The following is a 22247-nucleotide window of genomic DNA, read 5'->3' on the forward strand; positions in this document are numbered from 1 at the left end:
ATCACGTTGGTCGGGATGTAGGCCGACACGTCGCCCGCCTGCGTTTCGATGATCGGCAGCGCGGTCAGCGATCCATTGCCATTGGCGTCGTTCATCTTGGCCGCGCGCTCCAGCAGGCGGCTGTGCAGGTAGAACACGTCGCCGGGATAGGCTTCGCGGCCCGGAGGACGACGCAGCAGCAGCGACATCTGGCGATAGGCGACGGCCTGCTTGGACAGATCGTCATAGACGATGACGGCGTGCATGCCATTGTCGCGGAAGAATTCGCCCATGGTGACGCCGGTGTAGGGCGCAAGATACTGGAGCGGCGCGGGTTCCGATGCGGTCGCGGCGACGACGATCGAATAGTCCATCGCGCCATTTTCTTCGAGCTGCTTGACGATCTGCGCGACGGTCGAGCGCTTCTGGCCGATGGCGACATAGATGCAGTAGAGCTTCTTGCTCTCATCGTCGCCCGCGTTGATGCCCTTCTGGTTGATGAAGGTGTCGATCGCGACGGCGGTCTTGCCGGTCTGACGGTCGCCGATGATCAGCTCGCGCTGGCCACGGCCGACGGGGACGAGGGCGTCGATCGCCTTGAGGCCGGTCTGCACGGGTTCATGCACCGACTTGCGGGGGATGATGCCCGGCGCCTTGACTTCCACGCGCTTGCGCTCGGTGTATTGGATCGGGCCCTTGCCGTCGATCGGATTGCCGAGGCCATCGACCACGCGGCCGAGCAGGCCCTTGCCCACGGGCACGTCGACGATGGTGCCGGTGCGCTTGACGACGTCACCTTCCTTGATCTCGGAGTCCGAACCGAAGATCACGACGCCGACATTGTCGGCTTCCAGGTTCAGCGCCATGCCCTGCACGCCATTGGCGAACTCGACCATTTCGCCCGCTTGGACATTGTCGAGGCCATGGACGCGGGCGATGCCGTCGCCGACCTTGAGCACGGAACCGACTTCGCTCACCTGCGCTTCGGTGCCGAAATTGGCGATCTGGTCCTTGATGACCTTCGAAATTTCTGCGGCGTTGATATCCATGTTCAGCCTTTCAGCCTTTCATCGCGTGGGCGAGCGTGTTCAAACGGGTACGAATGGAGGAATCGATCATCTGGCTGCCGATCTTGACGACCAGGCCGCCCAGGATCGCGGGATCGACCTTGGTGCTGACCGCCACGTCCCGGCCGACGCGCGCGCGCAGGTTCCGGGCGAGCGCGGCGACCTGATCGGCGTCGAGCGGATGGGCGCTGGTAACTTCGGCGCGGGCCTCGCCCTTGTGATTCGACAGCAATGTTTCATAGGCGCGGATGACCGCGGGCAGCTGGGCCAGGCGACGGTTCTGCGCCAGCACGCCCAGGAATTTCGTGGTCAGCGCGTCGATGCCCATGGTGGATGCGACGGCGGCGATCGTCTTGCCCGATGCGTCGCGGCTCAACACCGGATTGTTGATCAGCGCCTTGAGGTCCGCCGATTCGGCCAGCGCCGCCTTCAGCGCGGCCAGACTGCCGGCCACGGTGTCGAGCGACTGTGCGTCGCGCGCCAGATCAAACAGCGCCACCGCATAGCGGCCGCTGAGGCTGGCCTGTATCCCGCCGCTAGTCTCCACGCGCTTTCCGTCCTCCACTTGATTTGCAGGTCGTGCAAAAAAGAGGGGCGCGGTGTGATGCCGTCCCGAACCCCTGTCGCGGGCCGGTTAGCAGTGCCCATATGACTATGCAAGTCATGTGACACGATTCCGGCCTAAGGTCGGACGGGGGACTATTTGCCTGAGTTTTTATCGCTCAGCGATCAGCTCGTCCGGCTTCGTCGGCTGGCGCGAGCCGTCCCTTCTGGCAATGATAGACGATGCGTTCATTGGGCTGGGCCGGCAAAAGCGCGGCGGCGTCCGACCGCAGCGTGGCAATCTTGCGCAACAGGTCGGCGTCGCTGCCGCATCCCTTGATCGGCTTGTCCTTCACCAGCGCGCGGAGCTTTTCCATCGTATCAAGGTCAGGCAGCCAGCGTTCCACCCGCAAGGTGCCGGTGGCAGGGTCAAATCGGCTGGAGGAGACATAATTGCCCTCGGCAGGCACGACGGTGCGCTGCCACGCCGTGCCGTCGGCGCCATATTGCGTCTCGCCATTCACGCAGCCGCCTTCGGCCCAGTTGAAGGCGATGTCATTGGGCTGCGACACGGTCAGGCGGCTGCGGGGCAGGTCGACCTTGCAGATATTGTCGCCGGCCCAGGCGAAGGCGCTGTTGGCGGTCACGCCCTTGTCTTGCGGCAGTTTCACCCGCTCGTCGATGCCATCGAAACTGGGCTTGAAGACGAAGAGGCCCAGCGCGCCGAGCAACGCCACGCCGCCGCCCGCCAGCAGCCAGGTCGCCTGCCGTTCCTTGCCTTGCGTGTAGAAGAGGCCGCCCGCGCCCAGCCCCAGCACCGCGATCGCCAGCAGCACCGCCGCGCCCGCCATCGCATTTTCGCGCGCGGTGATGATGTCGCGCTCCGCATCGTCGCGCGCCTTGGCGAGTGCCGCGTCGCGCGCCTGGTTGACGGCGCGGTCCTTCTGTTCGCTCGCTTGCGCCTCGCGCTGCGTCAGCGACGCTTCAGCGGCATCGGCCTCCGCCATTGACCGGCACGGGACGACGGTATGCAGCGATGCCACGCCCGCCTGCCGGAGGAAGGAGGCGATTTCACGCCAGGATACGGCAAAGCCGAATTCCGCGTCATTGCCATCGGAAATCGACCCGAAGCTGTTGACCCCCAGCACCCGGCCGCAATCATCGACCAGCGGCCCGCCGCTGTTGCCCGCCGCAAGCGGCGCGGTGTGCAGGATCGTGTCGAAACTCTGGCTCGCCCGCCCCGACGAGATATTGCCGCTGGTCTTCACCGTCGCCAGCGGTTCGACCATCTGCTTGAGGCCAAGCCCCTGCGCGCGGTCGACCGTGCCGGGATAGCCGATCGCGGTGACATGCTGACCATCGGCCACCGCACCCGCGTAAAAGGTGCTGACCGGCAGGCTCCCTTCCTCCAGCTGGATAAGCGCCAGGTCGTTGCCGGGCGAATAGGCGATGATTCGCCCGCCATAGGTCTTGCTGCCTTCGGACGGGATGACCCCGATCACCAGATTGCGTTCTTCCCGCGCCAGTTCGACGACATGGGCGTTGGTCAGCACTTTGTCCGGCGCGACCGCAAAGCCGCTGCCATGGCCCACGAAATAGGCGTCGGCCCCGTCCGTCGCGACCAGCGCCACGCGCACCACGCCGCGCGCGGCGGCGGCAATGTCCTGCTGTTCGGCATGGAGCGGCATCGGCGCCAGCAGCGCGAGGATAAGGCCAAGAAGGGGGGCGAAGCGGCGGAGTAGGGCGACCATCGTGGCGCATTCATATGCAATGCCGGGCGCGGTGCAATCGGGAAAAGGCGAAATGCTTTGACGGCAAGGCGTGGGAAGCAGGGCGCGCGGGGGAGATTTATGTCCTATATCCATGACACCCATGACTCGCCCTGCCCACGCCACCATGCCCGATCCCGATGCCTGCTGGGCCGCTTTCCTGCGCCGCGACCGGGCGATGGACGGGCGGTTCGTGGGCTGCGTGTCCACCACCGGCATCTATTGCAAGCCCAGTTGCGCCGCGCGCCATCCACGGCGGGAAAATATGTCCTTTCTGCCCCATCCCGCAGCCGCGCGCGCGGCGGGTTTTCGCGCCTGCCTGCGTTGCCGCCCGGACGAGGTCGGGCGCGACCGGTTGGCGGTGGAGGCGGCCATCACGATGATCGAAGGGGCGGAGGACCCGCCCCGGCTGGACGCGATCGCCGCCCATGTCGGCTATGCGCCGCATCATTTCCATCGCCTGTTCAAGCGCGAAACCGGCATGACGCCCGCCGGCTGGGCGCGCGCGCTGCGAACCGAGCGGCTGAAAGCGGCGCTTGGGGTGGAATCGCGAATCACCGATGCCATTTACGAAGCGGGCTATGCCGCGCCCAGCCGCGCCTATGCCGATGCGCAGCGTCATCTGGGCATGACGCCGTCGGCCTGGAAGGATGGCGGGCGCGGCGTCACCATCCGCTGGGGCACCGTCGACACCAGCCTGGGACCAGTGCTGGTCGCCGCCACGGACAAGGGCCTGTGCCGCATCAGCTTTGGCGAGGGCGAGGCGGACTTGCGCGCGCGCTTCCCCCATGCGCGGCTGTGCCCGGCCGACGCGGCGCTCGACGCCATGGCCAGCCACGTCGCCGCTTTGGTCGAGGACCCGCGCGCCGATGTGGCATTGCCGACCGATGTACAGGGCACCGCCTTTCAGCAAGCCGTCTGGGCGGCGCTGCGCGCGATCCCGCCGGGCGAAACGCGCAGCTATGGTGAAATCGCCGCCGCCATCGGTCGCCCCGGCGCGGTCCGCGCGGCGGGCAGCGCCTGCGGCGACAACCGGCTGGCTGTTCTCATCCCTTGCCACCGGGTGCTGCGCAGCGACGGCGCATTGGGCGGCTATGCCTGGGGGCTGGAGCGCAAGCAGGCGCTGCTCGCTCGGGAAAAGGGCAAGTAGCGGAAAGATTTAGGCTTTCGTCCGCTTCCCTTTTGCGCCACCGTGATGCGGGGACTTGAGGGGGGTGGCATGGTGCGTTTGTGGGGACGGCTGCTGGTGGCATTGGGCCTGTTGCTGGCTGGCGCGGGCAGCGCGCAGGCGGCTTGGTGGCAGGCAAAGACCGACCATTTCACCGTCTATAGCGAAGGCAGCGACGACAAGCTGCGCGACTTTGCGGAGCGGCTGGAAAAATTCGACTATCTGCTGCGCAAGATGACGGGCAAGACCGCGGCGGAAAAGGGCAGCCCGGTGAAGGTCTATCTTCTGTCCAGCGAAGCAAAGGTCAAGGACCTTGCCCGCAATCCCAATATCGCTGGCTTTTACACGACGTCCGATCGCAGCGCCTATGCCTTCCTGTCCCGCTCATCGAAGGGCGGCACGTTCGGGTTCGACGCAGAACAAATATTATTCCACGAATATACCCATCATTTCATGCTACACTATTTTCCCGCTGCGTATCCGGCCTGGTATGTGGAAGGGTTCGCGGAATATTTTTCGGTCGTCGATTTTCCCAAGGACGGGTCCATCCGCTTCGCGCAGGTGCCGATGGCGCGCGTCCCCGGACTGGTGCTGGGCCAGCCTTATCCGCTCAAGCAGCTTTTCGCGCAGACCACCGATGGGCTCAATCGCGCGGATGGCGACCGCTATTATGGCACCGCCTGGCTGCTGACCCATTATTATTTCAATGCCAAGACCGGACGCAGCGCTGAATTGTCGGCCTATCTGAACGATCTTGCGCGCGGGGAGGCGGGCGAACCGGACAGCTATTTCGCAGGCGGGCTGGAGGGACTGGAAAAGGATCTCAAGGCCTATATGCGGCATCGGACCAATATGCTGGTGCTGAGGCCCGGCGAGATGCAATTGGGCGCCATCACCGTCAGCCCCGTCGATGCGGCTGACGGCGCACTGATCGAGGATGAATTGCGTCTGATCCATCGGCCGCGGACCGAGGACCTGCCGGGCATCGTGGCGTCGATCCGCGCGACGGCGGCGAAATTCCCGCAAAGCCCCCATGCGCTGGCATTGCTGGTCGAGGCGGAATGGAAGGCGGATATGCACGATGCCGCCCTGGTCGATGCCGACCGCGCCATCGCCATCGACCCGCAATCCTCCCGGGCCTATGCGGTGCGGGCGGAAGCCATGCTGGAACGCGCCCATGACAGTGACAGGGCGGACGACTGGAAGGCGGCGCTCACCGCCATCGTGCGCGCCAACCGCGCGGATACCGAAGATCCGGTGCCGCTGGCGCTATTCTACCAATATCATGCGACGCGCGGCGGCAAGATGCCCGAACTTGGTTATGACGGCCTGTACAAGGCCTATACCCTCCTGCCGCAAAATCCCAATTATCGGTTCAGGCTGGCGCATGCGCTGGCGATCCGGGGGGAATATGCGGCCGCCTCCATCCTGCTCGATCCCATCGCCTATTCGCCGCACGGGTCCGGCATGCGGGACGCGGCGCTGCGGCTCAAGGCGCAGTATGATGCGCAGGTGGCGGAAAAGGGGGCGCAAAATCCTGCACCCGCGCCATGACGGCGGCGCGCTGCGCATCGCTCATGCTGCGCCAGTGCACAATCTCCTCGATGGTTCGCCCGCAGCCCGTGCATGTCGCCCGATCCCGGTCGAGTGCGCACAGGTTGCGGCAGGGGCTGGCAATGGGCGTCGCCATCACATGAAACTATAGGGGTCGACGTCCACCGCGACCCGTGTGCCCGATTTCCACGCCAGATTGCCCAGCCATTCGCGGATCGCGGCCTGAATATCGACCTGCCGGCTGGCGTGGATCAGCAGGCGATGGCGATGCCGGCCGCGCAGCACGGCCAATGGGGCGGGGGCCGGACCATAGACGCGCATCCCCTCGATCACCGGCGCGGACTTGCCGATCAGTCGTGCGGTCTGCGCCGCTTCGTCGGCATCCTCGCTCGACACGATGATCGCGGCGAAGCGGCCGAAGGGCGGGGCGTTGGCGCGCCGTCTGTTTTCCGTTTCCACGGCGTAGAAACGCTCCGGGTCCGCATCGATCAGCGACTGGATGACCTCGCTTTCGGGCATGCGCGTCTGGATGAAGACATGGCCCGGCTTTTCCCCGCGTCCCGCGCGCCCGGCGACCTGCATCACTTGCTGGAAGGTGCGTTCGGCCGCGCGCAGGTCGCCGCCCTCCAGCCCCAGATCGGCGTCGATCACGCCCACCAGCGTCAGATTGGGGAAATGATAGCCCTTCGTCACCAATTGCGTGCCGATGATGATGTCGACATCGCCCCCTTCCACCGACTTCACGAACTCGGCGGCGCGCGCGGGCGACCAAAGCGTGTCGGATGTGGCGATGGCGGTGCGCGCCTGCGGCCAGAGCGCCTTCACCTCATCGGCGATACGCTCGACGCCGGGACCGCACGCGACCAGGCTGTCCTCCTCCTTGCACTCCGGGCAGCGGCGTGGCGCGGGGATGACATGGCCGCAATGATGGCAGGCCAGCCGATGCGTCAGCCGATGCTCGACCATCCAGGCAGTGCAATTGGGGCATTGGAAGCGATAGCCGCAATGGCGACACAGGGTCAGCGGCGCATAGCCGCGCCGGTTGAGGAACAGCAGGCTCTGTTCGCCCCGCGCCATCGTCTCGTCGATCGCCTGGACCAGCGGCGGCGCGATCCAGCGGCCCCGCTCGGGCGGGTCGGTCAGTAGGTTGATGCCGTGAATGTCCGGCATTTCCGCGCCGCCAAAGCGGGACGGCAGCTTGATTTCGGCGTAGCGCCCTAATTCCACCTGATGCCGCGTCTCGATGGCGGGCGTGGCCGACGCCAGCACGACCGGGAATTTTTCAATGAGGCCGCGCATCACCGCCACGTCGCGGGCGTGATAATGGACGCCGTCTTCCTGCTTGAAGCTCGCCTCATGCGCTTCATCGACGATGATGAGGCCCAGCTTCGGATAGGGCAGGAACAGCGCCGACCGCGCGCCCACCACCACCTGCGCCTGGCCACTGGCGATGGCGCGCCAGGCCCGCCGCCGCTCACTCTGCCGCAGGCCGCTATGCCAGTTAACCGGAACGCATCCGAAACGTTTTTCGAACCGCTCCAGGAACGGCTCGGTCAGCGCGATTTCGGGCAGCAGGACCAGCACTTGGCGGTCCGCCCGGATCGCCGCCGCGATCGCCTCGAAATAGACTTCGGTCTTGCCCGATCCGGTAACGCCGTCGAGCAGGAAAGGCGCGAAGTCCGCTGCCCGCACCGCATCCGCCATCTGCCCGGCGGCGGCGCGCTGCGCCTCCGACAGGGCGGGCGGGGCATGATCGGGATCGGGCATGGGGAAGGGCGTATCGACGCTCACCTCTACCGGCTCGAATATGTCCTGCTTGATAAGGCCGCGGATCACCGCGTCGCTCACCCCGCCGATCATCGCCAGCTCGCGGATCAGCCCCTGCCGCTCGCCGATCCGTTCCAGCGCCTGCGCGCGCTGTTCGGTCATCCGTTCGGGCATCGCGCCGGTGGCGCGATATTCGATGACCGTGCGCGCCCCCTCCAACGCCGACATGGACGACAGCGCCATCCGCAACACCGCGGCCGGAGGGCTGAGATAATAGTCCGCCGTCCATTCAATGAGCCGGCGCAGCGGTTCGGGCAAAGGCGGCGCGTCCACCACCTCTAGCAGGTTGCGCAGGCGATTGTCGCCCACGCTCTCGACATCGGGAAAGCGATCCTCCTCCCACACCACGCCGACGATCTGGCGCGGCCCCAATGGCGCGACGACGATGCTGCCATGCTCGACCCGCATGCCGTGCGGCACCCGATAGTCGAGTGGGCCAAGAGCGGCATTAAGGAGCAGGACGCGCGCGCGGGAGGACATGGTGCGTCCTTAGCCCCTGGCGCGTCCCGCGCAAACAGCCCCGCCGCTAAATCCGCCAGTTGAGCGACAGCCAGGGTACATGGTTGAATGTGTCGGCTTTATTGTCGCGAAAGGTCTGCTGGCGCATGTAGAGCAGCTGGATATCGACGGATTTGCTCAAGGATCGACGAATGCCGCCTTGCAGGCGCATCACGGCAAGGCCCGTCCTGTCGCCGGGCTTTGCCCGGTTCAAATGAAAGAAGAATTCGCTCGCCCCGACCAGCGCCCATTTCTTGTCGGCATCCAGTGGCACCGTCGCCTGGATCCGTTCGCGCAGACGCCAGCTGGCTTCGTCGGCATTGTCGAAAAAGCGTTGCTCCAGCCGGGTGCGGCTTTGCAATATGCCATGGCTGACGGTCAGTTGCTGGTGAAAGCGCAGCTCCTGATCGACTTCGCTTTTGAGATAGGCGAAACCGCCGCCCACCTGCACCCCGCCGGCTATCCTGTGATCCCAGGTGATGCGGCTGAGCGATTGTTCCCCGCCGCTGGTTGCATCGGACCGCGCGCGCTGGCTGAAGTCCAGTGTGACGCTGTCATTGCCGTCCGCCTTCAAGGTCAGTGCCTCCGACACCCAAAGCTGCGTGTCGTCTGCGGCGCGGGCGGGAGAAGTGATCAGGGGCAGCACCATCGCGGACAGCAATATCGGGAAACGCATCGGTGATCCTTTGGAAAGGTATCGCGCCGTTACCCGTCCTGCGGCGTCCGGGCAACCGATGGCGAATCCCGGCCCCAAAGGCTAAAGGGAGCCGAATCGCCAATTGCCCCGGAGCATCCCCATGAAATTCTTCGTCGACACCGCCGACACCGCCGACATCCGCGAACTGGCCGCCACTGGCCTTTTGGACGGCGTCACCACCAACCCGACCCTGATCCACAAGTCGGGCCGTAAGTTCATGGAAGTCGTGGAGGAAATCTGCGGCATCGTCGATGGCCCCGTGTCCGCCGAAGTCGTCGCGCTCGACCATGAAACGATGATGAAGGAAGCAGAGATCCTGCGGAAGATCGCGGACAATGTCTGCATCAAGGTGCCGCTCACCATCGATGGGCTCAAGACCTGCAAGGCGCTGACGGACGAAGGCACGCTCGTCAATGTGACGCTCTGCTTCTCGGCCAACCAGGCGCTGCTCGCGGCGAAGGCCGGCGCCAGCTTCATTTCGCCCTTCGTGGGTCGCCATGACGACAATGGCTTCGACGGCCTGAAGCTGATCGAGGATATTCGCCTGATCTACGACAATTATCAGTTCGACACGGAAATCCTGGCAGCTTCGCTGCGCCATCCGATCCATGTGCTCGAATGCGCGAAGATCGGCGCCGACGTCATTACCGCCCCGCCGGCCGTCATCAAGATGCTGTCCAAGCATGTGCTGACCGACAAGGGGCTGGAAGGCTTCGCCGCCGACTGGGCCAAGACCGGCCAGACCATCCTCTAAAGCGGCATCGGATGGGCCGCGACCGGAACCGCTGCCCGGTCCGGCTCATTGTGTCTTCGTAACAAGGAGGCACGCTGCATGTTCGTCGCTGTCTATTGGTGGCGGGTCCATCCGGGCAAGGAGGATCAGTTTCGCGCCGCCTGGCGGCGCGGCACCGACCTCATCCGCGAAAGATATGGCAGCCTGGGGTCGCGCTTGCATCGCGATGCGGATGGACGCTTCGTCGGCTATGCCGAATGGCCCGACGAAGCGACTTGGCGCGCGGCCTTCGACCAGAAAATGGTCTATGACGATCCCGCCACCCGCGCCGCCTTTTCCGACGCCATTGCCGAAGTGCCGGCCGATGCCGACCCCATTTTCACTATGACCGTAACCGACGACCTGCTCGTCCGTTCGGTCGCCAGCGCCGAGGACTGAGTCATGCGCGATCCCGACAAGCCCGACCTCGGCTTCCTTTGGTTCTCCCTGTTGCTGACCGCCATCGGCCTGCTGCTGATGCTTTTCTATGGATGATCGGCGGAACATCCGCCCGCGCGGCTGATTTTCGCCTTCACATAGATTAGGGGGAAGCGGATGAAGACACAGATGAATCCGCGTGTATTCTGGGGGGCGTCGATCATCGTCGCCCTGATGCTGTCCAGCACGCTGATCGCGCCCGGCGCGTCGGACCAGATATTCAGCGCCGCGCAAAGCTGGGCCATCGACACATTCGGCTGGCTCTACGTGGCTTCGGTCGCCGCTTTTGTGGTGGTGGTCCTCGTCCTGGGATTTGGACCAGCTGGCCGCCTGCGCCTTGGCCCCGACGATTCCGAACCCGATTTCCCCTATATGTCCTGGCTTGCCATGCTGTTCGCAGCCGGCATGGGCATTGGCCTTATGTATTTTGGCGTGGCCGAGCCGGTCCAGCATTATATCTCCCCGCCTGAAGCGGAGCCCGGCACCATATTGGCCGCCCGCGAAGCAATGGCCATCACCTTCCACCATTATGGCATTCATGCCTGGGCCATCTACGCACTGGTGGGGCTCAGCCTTGCCTATTTCTCCTATCGCCGCGGGTTGCCGCTGACGATGCGGTCGGGGCTGCATCCGATCCTGGGCAAGCGCATCCATGGCCCGATGGGCGATGCGATCGACATATTCGCCGTGTGTGGCACCGTCTTTGGCGTGTCGACTTCGCTAGGTTTTGGCGTGTCGCAGATGACCGCCGGCCTTGCCTATAATTATGGTCTGGCCGACACGATATCCTTGCAGGTGGGCGTCATCGTCGTCGTCATGGGCGCGGCCACCCTGTCGGTGTTGAGCGGGGCCGATCGCGGCGTGCGCCGCCTGTCGGAACTCAACCTGACGCTGGCCGTCCTGCTGATGCTGTTCGTCATGCTGTGGGGGCCGACCCTGTTCCTGCTCAATGCCCTGGTGCAGAATTTCGGCCTTTATCTCGATCATTTCGTCCAGCGTACCTTCACCCTCTACGCCTATGAACCGCGCGCCTGGATGGCCGACTGGACCCTGTTCTACTGGGCGTGGTGGATCGCCTGGTCGCCCTTCGTCGGCATGTTCATCGCCCGCATTTCGCGCGGGCGCACGATCCGGGAATTCGTCGTTGGTGTGCTGTTCGTGCCAGCGGGCTTCACCTTCCTGTGGATGACGGTGTTCGGCAACACCGCGATCGCGCTCGATCTTGGCGCGGCGCATGGGGCGATCGCCAAGGCGGTCGACGCCAATCTGTCGACGGCGCTGTTTAAGTTCCTGGCCTATTTGCCCGGTGCCGGCTTCACCTCCGCGCTTGCCATCACGCTGGTCGCGGTCTTCTTCATCACGTCCGCCGACTCAGGCGCGCTCGTCATCGACACGCTGGCATCGGGCGGGGCGGACGAAACGCCGCGCTGGCAGCGCGTCTACTGGTGCCTGCTGCTGGGCGTGACAGCGACATTGCTGTTGCTGGCGGGCGGCCTCGGCGCCTTGCAGACCGCGACCCTGCTCGCCGCGCTCCCCTTCTGCATCATCATGCTGTTGCTGGCCGTGGGCCTGGTGCGCCAGACGACGGCCGATCTGGAAGGCGTCGCCATCAGCGAAGATGCGCCCGCCGTCACCGAACGGCTCAAGCGCCTGTTCGTGCCGGCAAGCCGAAGCGATATCGCGCGCCAGATTGCCGCCAATGGCGTGCCCGCGCTGGAAACGGTGCGCGACGCAATGCTGGAAGAGGGCTGGGCGGAAAGCGATGTGCAAAGGCGAGACGATGGCGCGGCGGTGCTGACCATCCGCTTCGCGCCTGAGCGCGTCTTTCGCTATCATCTGACCCCTCGGTCCCGTCCGCTCGCCGCCTATACCGCGCTGGAGGCGTCGGAAAGCCGCCGCAGCCACGGCTGGATCATGTCCGGCGGATCGGAAGGACAACAGCGCAAACGCGATCTGACCGGCCTGTCGACCGAGCAGATCACGCACGACATATTGCTGCATCTGGAGGGCTGGCGTCCCGCCACGCCCTGAACGCAAGCCGATCGTTAGGGTGGCGACCCCGGCAGGATTCGAACCTGCGACCATCCGCTTAGAAGGCGGATGCTCTATCCAACTGAGCTACGGGGCCGTGGCTTGCGCGATAGCCGCAGGGAAGGCCGCTTGCAATCGCCTGTCCGCCCGATAAGCAGGAAGTCATGGATGACGGGGCGGTGCAAAGGATCGGGGCGGGGGCGCTCGGCGCACGGCCGCTGCGCTATTATGATTTTTTCATGGCGGCCTTTGTCGCCATCCTGCTGCTGTCGAACCTGATCGGCGCGGCAAAGCTGTCGACGCTGGGCGGCGTGACATTTGGCGCGGGTATCCTCTTCTTTCCGCTGGGCTATGTGCTGGGCGACGTGCTGACCGAAGTCTATGGCTATGCCCGTGCGCGCCGGTGCGTGTGGGCCGGCTTTGCCGCGATGCTGTTCATGGCGCTGATGAGCTGGGTCGTCGTCGCCTTGCCGCCCGCCGCCGGCTGGCCCGACCAGGCGGCCTATGAGGCGGTGTTCGGCAGCACCTGGCGCATTGTCTTTGCCTCGCTCATCGCCTTCTGGGCGGGGGAACTGGCCAACAGCTTCGTGCTGGCGCGGATGAAGCTGCTCACCCAAGGGCGGCATTTGTGGATGCGCACCATTGGATCGACCATCGTGGGGCAGGGGGTGGACAGCCTGCTTTTCTACCCACTTGCTTTCTACGGCGACTGGACCAACGCACAGGTGGCGACCGTCATGGTGACGAACTGGGCGATGAAGGTCGGGTGGGAGGCGATATTGACGCCCGTCACCTATGCGGTGGTAGGCTTCGTCAAACGGCGGGAAGGGCTGGACATCTACGACGAGGGCACGAATTTCACGCCCTTCCGCGCCAGCATCTCTCAGGGATAGGTCGCGCGCACGAAATAGAGGCCATCGGGCGGCGCATTGAGGCCCAGCGCCGCGCGGTCCCTTGCCGCCAGTGCGTCGCGCAGATCGTTTGCGGTCCAGCGCCCCATGCCCACCATGGCGAGGCAACCCACCATCGACCGCACCTGATGATGCAGGAAGGAGCGCGCGGCGGCATGGATGGCGATGCGGTCGTCCTGCCGTTCCACATCCAGCCGGTCGAGCGTTTTTAACGGGCTGTGCGCCTGGCAATGGGCGGACCGGAATGTCGTGAAATCATGGCACCCCACCAGATGCTGCGCCGCCGCCTGCATCGCATCGGTATCGAGCGGCTGGACGACGCGCCACACCAGCCCCGCATCGAAGGTCAGCGGCGCGCGGCGATTGGCGATGCGATAGACATAGGACCGCCCGGTGCAGGAAAAGCGGGCGTGCCAGTCGTCCGCCACCGTTTCGCACGCCAGGATGGCGACCGGGGCGGGCCGCATTCGCGCATTGATTGCCTCCATCAGGCGAAAGGGGGCGATGTCTTTGGCGATATCGGCATGGGCGCGCATGGCGAGGCCATGCACCCCGGCATCCGTTCGCCCGGCAGCATGGATTACCGCCGCCTCGCCTGTAACGGCCGCGATCGCATCCTCGATCGTTTGCTGGACGCTGGGGCCATGCGCCTGCCGTTGCCAGCCCATGAAGGGCCGGCCGTCAAATTCGACGGTGAAGGCGAAGCGGGGCATGATGCTAGCCGCGTTCGTTTCGAGCGGAGTCGAGAAACGGCATGGGATGCGTTTTCCGCGTCTCGACGAGGAGGAGGCGAACGGGGCGGTTCTTACCCATCCACCCGGCTCCCCGCCGGCATGTCATAGCCGCGCAGCAATTCGCCCGGGCTCATCGCGCCCTTGCCCGCGCGCTGGATCAGCGTGGGGCGGATCGCGTCATGGCCGCACCCGATCAGCAAACTGTCATCCAGCAATTGCCCGGCCGCGCCGGCATGATGTTCGACATGCGCGGCGAGGATGCGAAACCGCTCCCCCTGATAGGCGAAGAAAGCGCCGGGAAACGGGTTGAAGGCGCGCACCTGCCGCTCGATCGCATGCGCGTCCTGGGTGAAGTCGATGTGCGATTCCGCCTTGTCGATCTTGGCGGCATAGGTGACGCCCTCGTCCGGTTGGGGCACGGGCGGATGCAGCGACAGGTCGTCCAGCACCTCCACCATCAGGTCCGCTCCGGCCTGCGCCAGCTCCTGCGTCAGCGCGCCCGCCGTCTTGTCTTCGATCGGGGTGACATGCTTGGCGCGCATCGGGCCGGTGTCCAGCCCCGCCTCCATGTCCATGATGGTGACGCCGGTGACATTGTCGCCCGCCAGGATCGCGCGCTGGATCGGCGCCGCCCCGCGCCAGCGCGGCAATAGCGAGGCGTGGATGTTCATGCAGCCTTGGCGCGGCGCGGCCAATATGGCCGGCGGCAGGATCAGCCCATAGGCCGCCACCACGGCGACATCGGCATCCAGCGCCGCGAAAGCCGCCTGCGTTTCGGCATCCTTGAGCGACAATGGGGTGCGCACCTCCAGGCCCAGCGCCTCGGCGCGCTGATGGACGGGCGAGGCGCGCAGCCCCTTGCCCCGGCCAGCCGGGCGGGGCGGCTGGCTGTAGACGGCGGCGATCTCATGACCGGCCGCTACCAGCGCGTCGAGCGCCGGGACGGCGAAATCAGGGGTGCCCATATAGATGATACGCATGATCGGCTCCTCAAACCCCTTGTCGTTGGGACATGCAACCCCTTATCTCACCTTATGGCTTCACCAGAAATCGAGACGTTGACGCAGGCCCTGTCCCGCTTGCCCGGCCTTGGCCCCCGTTCGGCCCGGCGCGCGGTCCTGCACCTGCTCAAGCGCCGCGAAGGCGCGATGGAGCCGCTGCTGCGTGCGCTGGAGGCGGTGAATGAGCGGCTGGTGACCTGTCATCTATGCGGCAACGTCGATACCGTGGATCCGTGCGGCATTTGTGCCGATCCGCGTCGTGATCCGCGCGCGCTGTGCGTGGTGGAGGATGTGTCTGATCTGTGGGCGCTCGACAAGTCACGCCTGTTCCCCGGCCGCTTCCATGTGCTGGGCGGCCGGCTGTCCGCGCTGGACGGCGTCCGGCCGGAGGATTTGACGATCGATGCGCTGGTCGGCCGGGTTGAAGCGGGCGGCATCGATGAAGTCGTGCTGGCGATGAACGCCACGCTGGAGGGGCAGACCACCGCCCATTATCTGGCGGAACGGCTGGAGCGTTTTCCGATCCGGCTGACGCAACTGGCGCATGGCGTGCCGGTGGGCGGGGAACTGGATTATCTGGACGAAGGCACGCTGGCGCAGGCGCTGCGGGCGCGACGGCCGGTAGGCTGAGGCGCGCAGACGCGTCGCGGACGGCTTGATAATGCCGCACGTTCCGCCTATGTTCGGCGCATGGCAATCCGTCCCATTCTCGAAGCGCCCGATCCCCGGCTGCGCACCATTTCGACCCGTGTCGAGGCGATCGACGACGATCTCCAGACGCTGATCGATGATATGTTCGACACCATGTATGACGCGCCCGGCATCGGCCTTGCCGCCATTCAGGTCGGCGTGCCCAAGCGGGTGCTCGTCATCGACCTGCAGGAACCCGAATCGGATGAGGAAGGTGCGCCGCCGGTCAAAAATCCGATGGTGTTCATCAACCCGGAAATCCTGAAGGGGTCGGACGATCTGTCCGTCTATAATGAGGGGTGCCTGTCGGTTCCGGACCAGTTTGCCGAGGTCGAACGGCCTTCCGTCATCCGCGCCAGCTGGATGGACCGCGAAGGCCGCATTCATGAGGAACAGCTGGAGGGTTTGCTCGCCACCTGCCTCCAGCATGAGATGGATCATCTGGAGGGCATACTCTTCATCGACCATCTCTCGCGGCTGAAGCGCGACATGCTGATGAAGAAACTCAATAAGGCGCGCCGCGCCGCCTGAAATCATCAGGCTAATGAAAAAAAAGCCTCTCCGGTCTGGCCGGAGAGGCTTTTTCATACTGATCCGGTCTTTGCGTGAGCGTTAGGCCACGCCATCGGTATCCAACGCATAACCGGCCGATCGCACGGTGCGGATGATGTCCTGATACTGCCCATCGGCATTGATCGCCTTGCGCAGGCGGCGGATATGGACGTCGACCGTGCGCAACTCGATGTCGCTATCCTGGCCCCACACGCTGTCGAGCAGCCGCTCGCGGGAAAAGACCCAGCCGGGATGCTCCAGGAAATGCTTGAGCAGCCGAAATTCGGTGGGACCAAGCGGGATGACTTGGCCGGAGCGACGGACCTTATGGCCGACCGTATCCATTTCCACATCGGCAAAGGTCAGCGTCTCGCCCGCCAGCGCCGGGCGCACGCGGCGCAGCACCGCGCCGACGCGCGCCACCAGTTCGCGCGGGGAAAAGGGCTTGGTCACATAATCGTCCGCGCCCGTTTCCAGCCCGCGCACGCGATCTTCCTCTTCGCCGCGCGCGGTCAGCATGATGATCGGCACATTGGCGGTGCCGGTCATACGGCGCAGGCGGCGACACACTTCGATCCCCGACAGGCTTTCCACCATCCAGTCGAGCAGGACGATGTCGGGAACCGTTTCCTGCGCCATCAGCAGCGCCTCTTCGCCATCGACGGTATGGGACACGTCGAAGTCCTCGCGCTTGAAATGCCAGATCAACAGTTCGGCGAGCGCCGCGTCATCTTCCACCAGCAGCATCTTGGCCCGCGGCATGCTCAATCCTCCATCTGGATGTCGGGGCCGCGTTCCCGTTCGGGCAATGTCTTGCCCGTTGCGGCATAATAGACCATTTCAGCGACATTGGTTGCATGGTCGCCGATGCGTTCGATATTCTTCGCAATGAACAGCAGATGCGCGCATTCGCTGATCGTCTTGGGATTTTCGACCATGTAGGTCACGAGCGTGCGGAACACGCTGTTGTAGAAATCGTCCACCACCGTATCGCGCTCGACCACCGCCAGCGCCAGATCAGCGTCGCGCGCAGCATAGGCGTTGAGCACGTCATGCACCATCTCGCCCGCGACCTGCCCCATCGACGGCAACAGCGAAATCGGCTCGACGGTCCGGCTGTTGGTCGCGACCAGCGGCACGCGCTTGGCGATATTCTTGGCATAGTCGCCGATCCGCTCGACGACGCTGACGATCTTCAACGCCGCGATGACGTCGCGCAGGTCGTTGGCCATCGGCGCGCGCAGGGCGATCACCTCCACCACCAGCTTCTCGACCTCGGCTTCGATCGCGTCGATACGCCTGTCATCGGCGACGACCTCGGCGGCCAAGACCTTGTCGTGGCGTTGCAGCGCGAGCATCGCATTTTCGATCGCCGCTTCGGCCCGGCCACCCATTTCGGCGATCAGTCCGCGCAGCCGGTCGATTTCGTCGTCAAACGCCTTGATTGTATGTTCTGCCATGATGCTTCTCTCCGCGCGGATCAGCCGTAGCGACCCGTGATATAATCCTTGGTCCGCTCCGCCTTCGGATTGGTGAAGATGTCGGACGTCACGCCATATTCGACCAGTTCGCCCAGGTGGAAGAAGGCGGTGCGCTGCGACACGCGGGCGGCCTGCTGCATATTATGGGTCACGATGACGATGGCGTAGCGGCCGCGCAATTCGTGGATCAGTTCCTCGATCTTGGCGGTCGCGATGGGGTCGAGCGCCGAACAGGGCTCGTCCATCAGAATGACTTCTGGCTCGACCGCGATGGCGCGGCCGATGCACAGGCGCTGCTGCTGACCGCCCGACAGCGCGGTGCCGCTGTCCTGCAATCGGTCCTTCACTTCTTCCCACAGGCCCGCGCGGCGGAGCGACTTTTCGACGATCACGTCCATGTCCGCCTTCGACGCGGCCAGGCCGTGGATGCGCGGGCCATAGGCGATATTTTCGTAGATCGACTTGGGGAAGGGATTGGGTTTCTGGAACACCATGCCGACGCGCGCGCGCAGCTGGACGACGTCCATCGACGGGGCGTAGATATCCTCGCCATCCAGCGTGATCGTTCCGTCGACCCGCGCCGACGCCACGGTGTCGTTCATGCGGTTGAGCGTCCGCAGGAAGGTGGACTTGCCGCATCCCGACGGGCCGATGAACGCAGTGACATTGTCCATGTCGACGTCGATGGAGACGCCCTTGATCGCCTGCTTGGGGCCGTAGAAGACCTTGACGTCGCGCGCGGTCATCTTGGGATTGGCCGGAGCCAGGTTCTTTTGTTCGTCAGTCATGGGGTTGATTACCACCGTTTTTCAAACTTGTTGCGCAGGTAGATGGCGAGGCCGTTCATCGCGAGCAGGAAGACCAGCAGCACGATGATCGCAGCGGATGTCTTTTCCACGAACCCCTTGGACACCTCGTCCGACCACAGGAATATCTGCACCGGCAGCACTGTCGCCGGATCGGTCACGCCGCCCGGCGGGGTCGCGATGAAGGCGCGCATGCCGATCATCAGCAGCGGCGCGGTTTCGCCGAGTGCGCGGGCCATGCCGATGATCGTGCCAGTGAGGATGCCGGGCAGGGCGAGCGGCAGGACATGCTGGAACACCACCTGCACCGGCGACGCGCCGATGCCGAGTGCGGCGTCGCGGATACTGGGCGGCACCGATTTGATCGCGTTGCGCCCGGCAATGACGATGACCGGCATCGTCATCAGTGCCAGCGTCATGCCGCCGACCACCGCGGCGGACCGGGGCAGGTGCAGGAAGTTGAGGAAGATCGAAAGGCCAAGCAGGCCAAAAATGATTGAAGGCACCGCCGCCAGATTGTTGATCGACACTTCGATGATGTCGGTCCACCAGGCCTTGGGCGCATATTCCTCCAGATAGAGGGCGGTCGCAACGCCGATCGGGAAGCTGAGCACCAGCGTCACCAGCATCGTGAGCAACGATCCCTTGAATGCGCCCCAGATGCCGACCTGCGTCGGGTCTGTACCATCGCTCGAGGACAGGAAACTCCAGTTGAAGCCGGTCGACAGGATCCCCGCCTGTTTGAGGCGCCTGACGGCGGCTTCTGCGGCGGGCGTTCCATCGCTCTTGGCGGCGAGGTCGATGTCCGTCGATGCGGGGACGCGGATGACCTCCGTGCGATTGAGGATCGTCGGATCGGCCTTGATCGCGTCGCGCACGCTGATCCATGCGGTCGGGGCAAGCCATGCATCCGCTTCCTTGCCCAGCGTCTTTTCCGCGACCGTGCTGGTCACCATGGGCAGATTGGCGTTGGCGAGTGCTTCGTCGGTGATCGCCTGGGGGTCGAGCAGCAGCGGCGATGCCGGGAAATCGACCTTGAGCGCGATTTCGGTCCGGGTGAAGCCGCGCAGGCCGTTGCCCATCATCGTCACCAGCAGGAAGGCGAGGAAGGCGGCGGACAAGAGAACCGCGCCTAGCCCCAGCAGGCGAAAGCGCCGTTCGGCAGCATAGCGCCGTGCGATCCGCTTGCGCATGGCGTCGGACTTCCAGTCGGTGGGAAGGCGTTCGGCAGGAGAAAGGGGAGAGCTCATTCGTAGGCCTCGCGATATTTTTTCACGACCCGCAGGGCCACGATGTTGAGCAGCAAGGTGACAATGAACAGGACAAGTCCAAGCGCAAAGGCGGCCAGCGTCTTGGCGCTGTCGAACTCCTGGTCGCCGGTCAGCAACTGGACGATCTGCGTGGTCACCGTCGTCACGCTGGCGAAGGGATTGAGGGTGAGGTTGGCGGCAAGACCGGCGGCCATCACCACGATCATCGTTTCGCCGATGGCGCGGCTGACGGCCAGCAGAACGCCGCCGACAACGCCGGGCAGGGCGGCGGGGACGAGCACGCGCTTTATTGTCTCACTCGTTGTCGCGCCCATCGCCAGGCTGCCGTCGCGCATCGACTGGGGGACGGCCGCGATGCTGTCGTCCGCCATCGAGGATACGAAGGGGATGATCATGACGCCCATGACGAGGCCGGCGGCGAGCGCGCTCTCGGACGATGCGCCCTGGATGCCGATCGACACGGCGAAATCGCGCAGGGCCGGCGCGACGGTCAGTGCCGCGAAATAGCCGTAGACCACCGTGGGGACGCCCGCGAGCACCTCCAGCAGCGGCTTCATCCATTTGCGCACCGTTGGGCTGGCATATTGGGTCAGGTAGACCGCGCTCAACAGCCCCAGCGGGATCGCGACGATCATGGCGATGATGGCGCCGATGAAGATCGTGCCCCAGAAAAGCGGGATCGCACCGAACGCATCGTCATTGCCATAGCCCATGGCCGCCGATTGCGGCGACCATTTGAAGCCGAACAGGAAGTCGATGGGATTGACCATCGAGAAGAAGCGAAAGCTTTCCCACAGCAGCGAAGCGACGATGCCCAGCGTCGTGACGATCGCCAGCAAGGACGCCAGCAGCAGCGCCATCATCACCAGCCGCTCGACGCGGGTGCGGGCGCGAAAATCCGGCCGGATACGCGTGAAGGCATAGGCGCCGCCGGCAAAGGCGAGGATCAGCGCAAGGACAGCGCCGGCAATGCCATATTCACTGATCGCGGTGCGATAGGGGTCGACCAGCGCTTCGCTCGCAGGATTGAAGGCCCCGGCTTGCAGCCCGCTGGCGATGGCGCGCGCTTCCCCCAATATCGCGGATCGGGCGAAGCCATCGGCGGGCAGGGCCTGCGCCGCGGGGTCGGCCAGCACGCTCTGCGTGACGAGGCCTGGCGCGACATTGGCCCAGACGGCCAGGAAGATGGCGGCGGGGATCAGCGCCCATAGCGCCACATACCAGCCATGATAGCCGGGAAGCGAATGAACGGCGTCGCGTCGCCCGGTCGCGCGCGCGGCGGTTTGCAACCGCATGGCGCGGGCGCGGGCGCTGACCCAGGCGATGGCGCCCAGGCCTGCAAGCAGCAGAATGATGGCAGGTCCGGTCATGGGGGTTCGCTTATTTAAGGTCGGCGCCGTCGAGCACGGTCAGCGATTTGACCGTCTCTGCATTCGCCTTGCGTACATCATCGGGCGCCGGAACCATGCCGCGCTTGGCGAGCACGCCTCCGGGACCCCAGTTTGACGCGAAGATGTTGAGATAGGCCTGAAGGCCGGGCACCGCCTGCATATGCGCCTTCTTCACATAGATGTAGAGCGGGCGCGCGCCGGGATATTGGCCCGTCGATACGGTGTCATAGGTCGCCGGGATGCCGTTGATCGGGACATCCTTGAGCGTGTTTTTATTCTCTTCGAGGAAGCTGAAGCCGAAGACGCCGACCGCGTTGGGATTGGCGCCCAGCTTCTGCACGATCAGATTGTCGTTTTCGCCCGAATCGACATATTTGCCGTCTTCCCGGATACGGGTGCAGGTCGCCTTATATTCATCCTCATTCTTTTCCTTGAGCGCCGCCATGGCCGGATCGGTCCGGCAGCCCTCTTCGAGGATCAGTTCAGCCAGCGAATCGCGCGTGCCGCTGGTCGATGGCGGACCAAAGACGGAGATGGGGATAGCGGGCAGGCTGGCGTCGACATCCTTCCATGTCTGCGCCTTGTTGGCATCCTTGCCATAGGGGTTGGCGGCCAGCGCTTCATAGACGATCTTGGGCGTCAGCGAGAGGCCGGGGCCTTCCTTCGATTCCGCGAAGGCCAGACCGTCGACGCCGATCTGCACTTCGATGATATCCTTGACCCCATTGGCCTGGCACTGGTCGAATTCGGACTTCTTCATGCGACGCGAGGCGTCTTCGATATCGGGATGCTGCGCGCCGACGCCGGCGCAGAACAGCTTCATGCCGCCCCCCGTGCCGGTCGATTCGATGATCGGCGATTTCATGCCGGGGTTGCTCTGGACGAACAATTCGGCGGCTGCGGTGGCGAAGGGATAGACGGTGGAGGAGCCGACCGCGCGAATCTGGTCGCGGGTGCCACCGGCGCCGCTCGACTGGTCTCCGCAGGCGGCGAGGCTGAGAACGCCCGTGGCAGCAGCAGCGAGCAAGGCGAATGTCTTCACGTCTATCTCCATCGTCGAAGCCGCG

The 22247-nt window shown here is 64.7% G+C and carries 22 protein-coding genes and 1 tRNA gene; 8 read left to right on the plus strand and 15 right to left on the minus strand.

What is annotated here, in order from left to right; all coding sequences use genetic code 11:
* From atpA to B2V90_RS02045, 3 genes are all read right to left on the minus strand, one after another.
* Positions 1-1028: F0F1 ATP synthase subunit alpha (atpA, locus tag B2V90_RS02035; protein WP_293919528.1), on the minus strand; the 1028-nt coding region annotated here is incomplete at its 3' end.
* Positions 1029-1038: 10 nt separating this feature from the next.
* A complete protein-coding gene (locus B2V90_RS02040; protein ID WP_037542558.1) occupies positions 1039-1593 on the minus strand; it encodes a F0F1 ATP synthase subunit delta in 555 nt (184 codons plus the stop codon).
* Positions 1594-1768: 175 nt separating this feature from the next.
* The gene (locus B2V90_RS02045) at positions 1769-3340 is read right to left on the minus strand and encodes a S1C family serine protease (RefSeq protein ID WP_228222006.1); all 1572 of its coding nucleotides are present in this window, start codon (positions 3338-3340) and stop codon (positions 1769-1771) included.
* A gap of 112 nt (positions 3341-3452) precedes the next feature.
* Here B2V90_RS02045 and ada point away from each other — a divergent pair, with 112 nt between their 5' ends.
* Complete coding sequence (gene ada, locus B2V90_RS02050) at positions 3453-4508, plus strand: bifunctional DNA-binding transcriptional regulator/O6-methylguanine-DNA methyltransferase Ada (protein ID WP_228222005.1); 1056 nt, start codon at positions 3453-3455, stop codon at positions 4506-4508.
* 69 nt (positions 4509-4577) lie between these two features.
* Positions 4578-6080, plus strand: coding sequence for a hypothetical protein (locus B2V90_RS02055; RefSeq protein WP_293919529.1), 1503 nt, complete (start codon positions 4578-4580; stop codon positions 6078-6080).
* On the opposite strand, the gene B2V90_RS02060 is transcribed toward B2V90_RS02055, so the two are convergent.
* The 3 genes from B2V90_RS02060 to B2V90_RS02070 are packed head-to-tail and all read right to left on the minus strand — an operon-like array spanning position 6016 to position 9081.
* On the minus strand, positions 6016-6216 hold the full coding sequence (locus B2V90_RS02060) for a DUF1289 domain-containing protein (protein ID WP_228222004.1): 201 nt from the start codon (positions 6214-6216) through the stop codon (positions 6016-6018). The genes B2V90_RS02055 and B2V90_RS02060 overlap by 65 nt on opposite strands.
* Positions 6216-8387 (minus strand): primosomal protein N', encoded by a 2172-nt coding sequence (locus B2V90_RS02065; protein WP_228222003.1) that lies wholly within the window; start codon positions 8385-8387, stop codon positions 6216-6218. The genes B2V90_RS02060 and B2V90_RS02065 overlap by 1 nt, the downstream gene beginning before the upstream one ends.
* Before the next feature lie 46 nt (positions 8388-8433).
* Positions 8434-9081 carry a DUF2490 domain-containing protein gene (locus tag B2V90_RS02070; RefSeq protein ID WP_228222002.1) on the minus strand — a complete coding sequence of 216 codons (648 nt, stop codon included), beginning with the start codon at positions 9079-9081 and terminating at the stop codon, positions 8434-8436.
* Positions 9082-9202: 121 nt separating this feature from the next.
* Between B2V90_RS02070 and fsa the strand changes: the two genes are divergently transcribed.
* The 3 genes from fsa to B2V90_RS02085 all read left to right on the plus strand — a co-directional run bounded on the left by fsa (position 9203) and on the right by B2V90_RS02085 (position 12343).
* Entirely contained in the window at positions 9203-9856 is a 654-nt protein-coding gene (gene fsa, locus B2V90_RS02075) for a fructose-6-phosphate aldolase (RefSeq protein WP_021225378.1), read from the plus strand.
* A gap of 78 nt (positions 9857-9934) precedes the next feature.
* On the plus strand, positions 9935-10273 hold the full coding sequence (locus B2V90_RS02080) for an antibiotic biosynthesis monooxygenase family protein (protein WP_228222001.1): 339 nt from the start codon (positions 9935-9937) through the stop codon (positions 10271-10273).
* Positions 10274-10429: 156 nt separating this feature from the next.
* A complete protein-coding gene (locus B2V90_RS02085) occupies positions 10430-12343 on the plus strand; it encodes a BCCT family transporter (protein ID WP_228222000.1) in 1914 nt (637 codons plus the stop codon).
* Positions 12344-12363: 20 nt separating this feature from the next.
* Here B2V90_RS02085 and B2V90_RS02090 read toward each other — a convergent pair.
* A tRNA-Arg gene (locus B2V90_RS02090) sits at positions 12364-12440 on the minus strand.
* Between the two features lie 67 nt (positions 12441-12507).
* On the opposite strand from B2V90_RS02090, the gene B2V90_RS02095 reads away from it, so the two are divergent.
* Positions 12508-13236: a queuosine precursor transporter gene (locus B2V90_RS02095; protein WP_228220548.1), complete on the plus strand. Its 729-nt coding sequence runs from the start codon at positions 12508-12510 to the stop codon at positions 13234-13236.
* On the opposite strand, the gene truA is transcribed toward B2V90_RS02095, so the two are convergent.
* Positions 13227-13967 carry a tRNA pseudouridine(38-40) synthase TruA gene (gene truA / locus B2V90_RS02100; RefSeq protein ID WP_293919533.1) on the minus strand — a complete coding sequence of 247 codons (741 nt, stop codon included), beginning with the start codon at positions 13965-13967 and terminating at the stop codon, positions 13227-13229. The genes B2V90_RS02095 and truA overlap by 10 nt on opposite strands.
* Before the next feature lie 92 nt (positions 13968-14059).
* The gene (gene fmt, locus B2V90_RS02105) at positions 14060-14968 is read right to left on the minus strand and encodes a methionyl-tRNA formyltransferase (RefSeq protein WP_228220546.1); all 909 of its coding nucleotides are present in this window, start codon (positions 14966-14968) and stop codon (positions 14060-14062) included.
* Positions 14969-15022: 54 nt separating this feature from the next.
* Here fmt and recR point away from each other — a divergent pair, with 54 nt between their 5' ends.
* Entirely contained in the window at positions 15023-15619 is a 597-nt protein-coding gene (gene recR, locus B2V90_RS02110) for a recombination mediator RecR (RefSeq protein ID WP_228220545.1), read from the plus strand.
* Positions 15620-15679: 60 nt separating this feature from the next.
* Entirely contained in the window at positions 15680-16210 is a 531-nt protein-coding gene (def, locus tag B2V90_RS02115) for a peptide deformylase (protein WP_228220544.1), read from the plus strand.
* 81 nt (positions 16211-16291) lie between these two features.
* Here the strand turns inward: def and phoB are convergent, their stop codons facing one another.
* The 6 genes from phoB to B2V90_RS02145 are packed head-to-tail and all read right to left on the minus strand — an operon-like array spanning position 16292 to position 22222.
* Positions 16292-16993, minus strand: coding sequence for a phosphate regulon transcriptional regulator PhoB (gene phoB, locus B2V90_RS02120; RefSeq protein WP_009821132.1), 702 nt, complete (start codon positions 16991-16993; stop codon positions 16292-16294).
* Positions 16994-16995: 2 nt separating this feature from the next.
* Positions 16996-17691 (minus strand): phosphate signaling complex protein PhoU, encoded by a 696-nt coding sequence (phoU, locus tag B2V90_RS02125; RefSeq protein ID WP_009821133.1) that lies wholly within the window; start codon positions 17689-17691, stop codon positions 16996-16998.
* 20 nt (positions 17692-17711) lie between these two features.
* A complete protein-coding gene (gene pstB, locus B2V90_RS02130) occupies positions 17712-18500 on the minus strand; it encodes a phosphate ABC transporter ATP-binding protein PstB (RefSeq protein ID WP_228220543.1) in 789 nt (262 codons plus the stop codon).
* 8 nt (positions 18501-18508) lie between these two features.
* Positions 18509-19768, minus strand: coding sequence for a phosphate ABC transporter permease PstA (gene pstA, locus B2V90_RS02135; protein WP_228220542.1), 1260 nt, complete (start codon positions 19766-19768; stop codon positions 18509-18511).
* Positions 19765-21159, minus strand: coding sequence for a phosphate ABC transporter permease subunit PstC (pstC, locus tag B2V90_RS02140; protein WP_228220541.1), 1395 nt, complete (start codon positions 21157-21159; stop codon positions 19765-19767). Before pstC ends, pstA begins: the two co-directional genes overlap by 4 nt.
* Before the next feature lie 10 nt (positions 21160-21169).
* On the minus strand, positions 21170-22222 hold the full coding sequence (locus B2V90_RS02145) for a substrate-binding domain-containing protein (RefSeq protein WP_414711569.1): 1053 nt from the start codon (positions 22220-22222) through the stop codon (positions 21170-21172).
* Positions 22223-22247: the final 25 nt, after the last annotated feature.

The sequence above is a fragment of the Sphingobium sp. UBA5915 genome (assembly GCF_002431195.1).
Lineage (GTDB): Bacteria > Pseudomonadota > Alphaproteobacteria > Sphingomonadales > Sphingomonadaceae > Sphingobium > Sphingobium soli.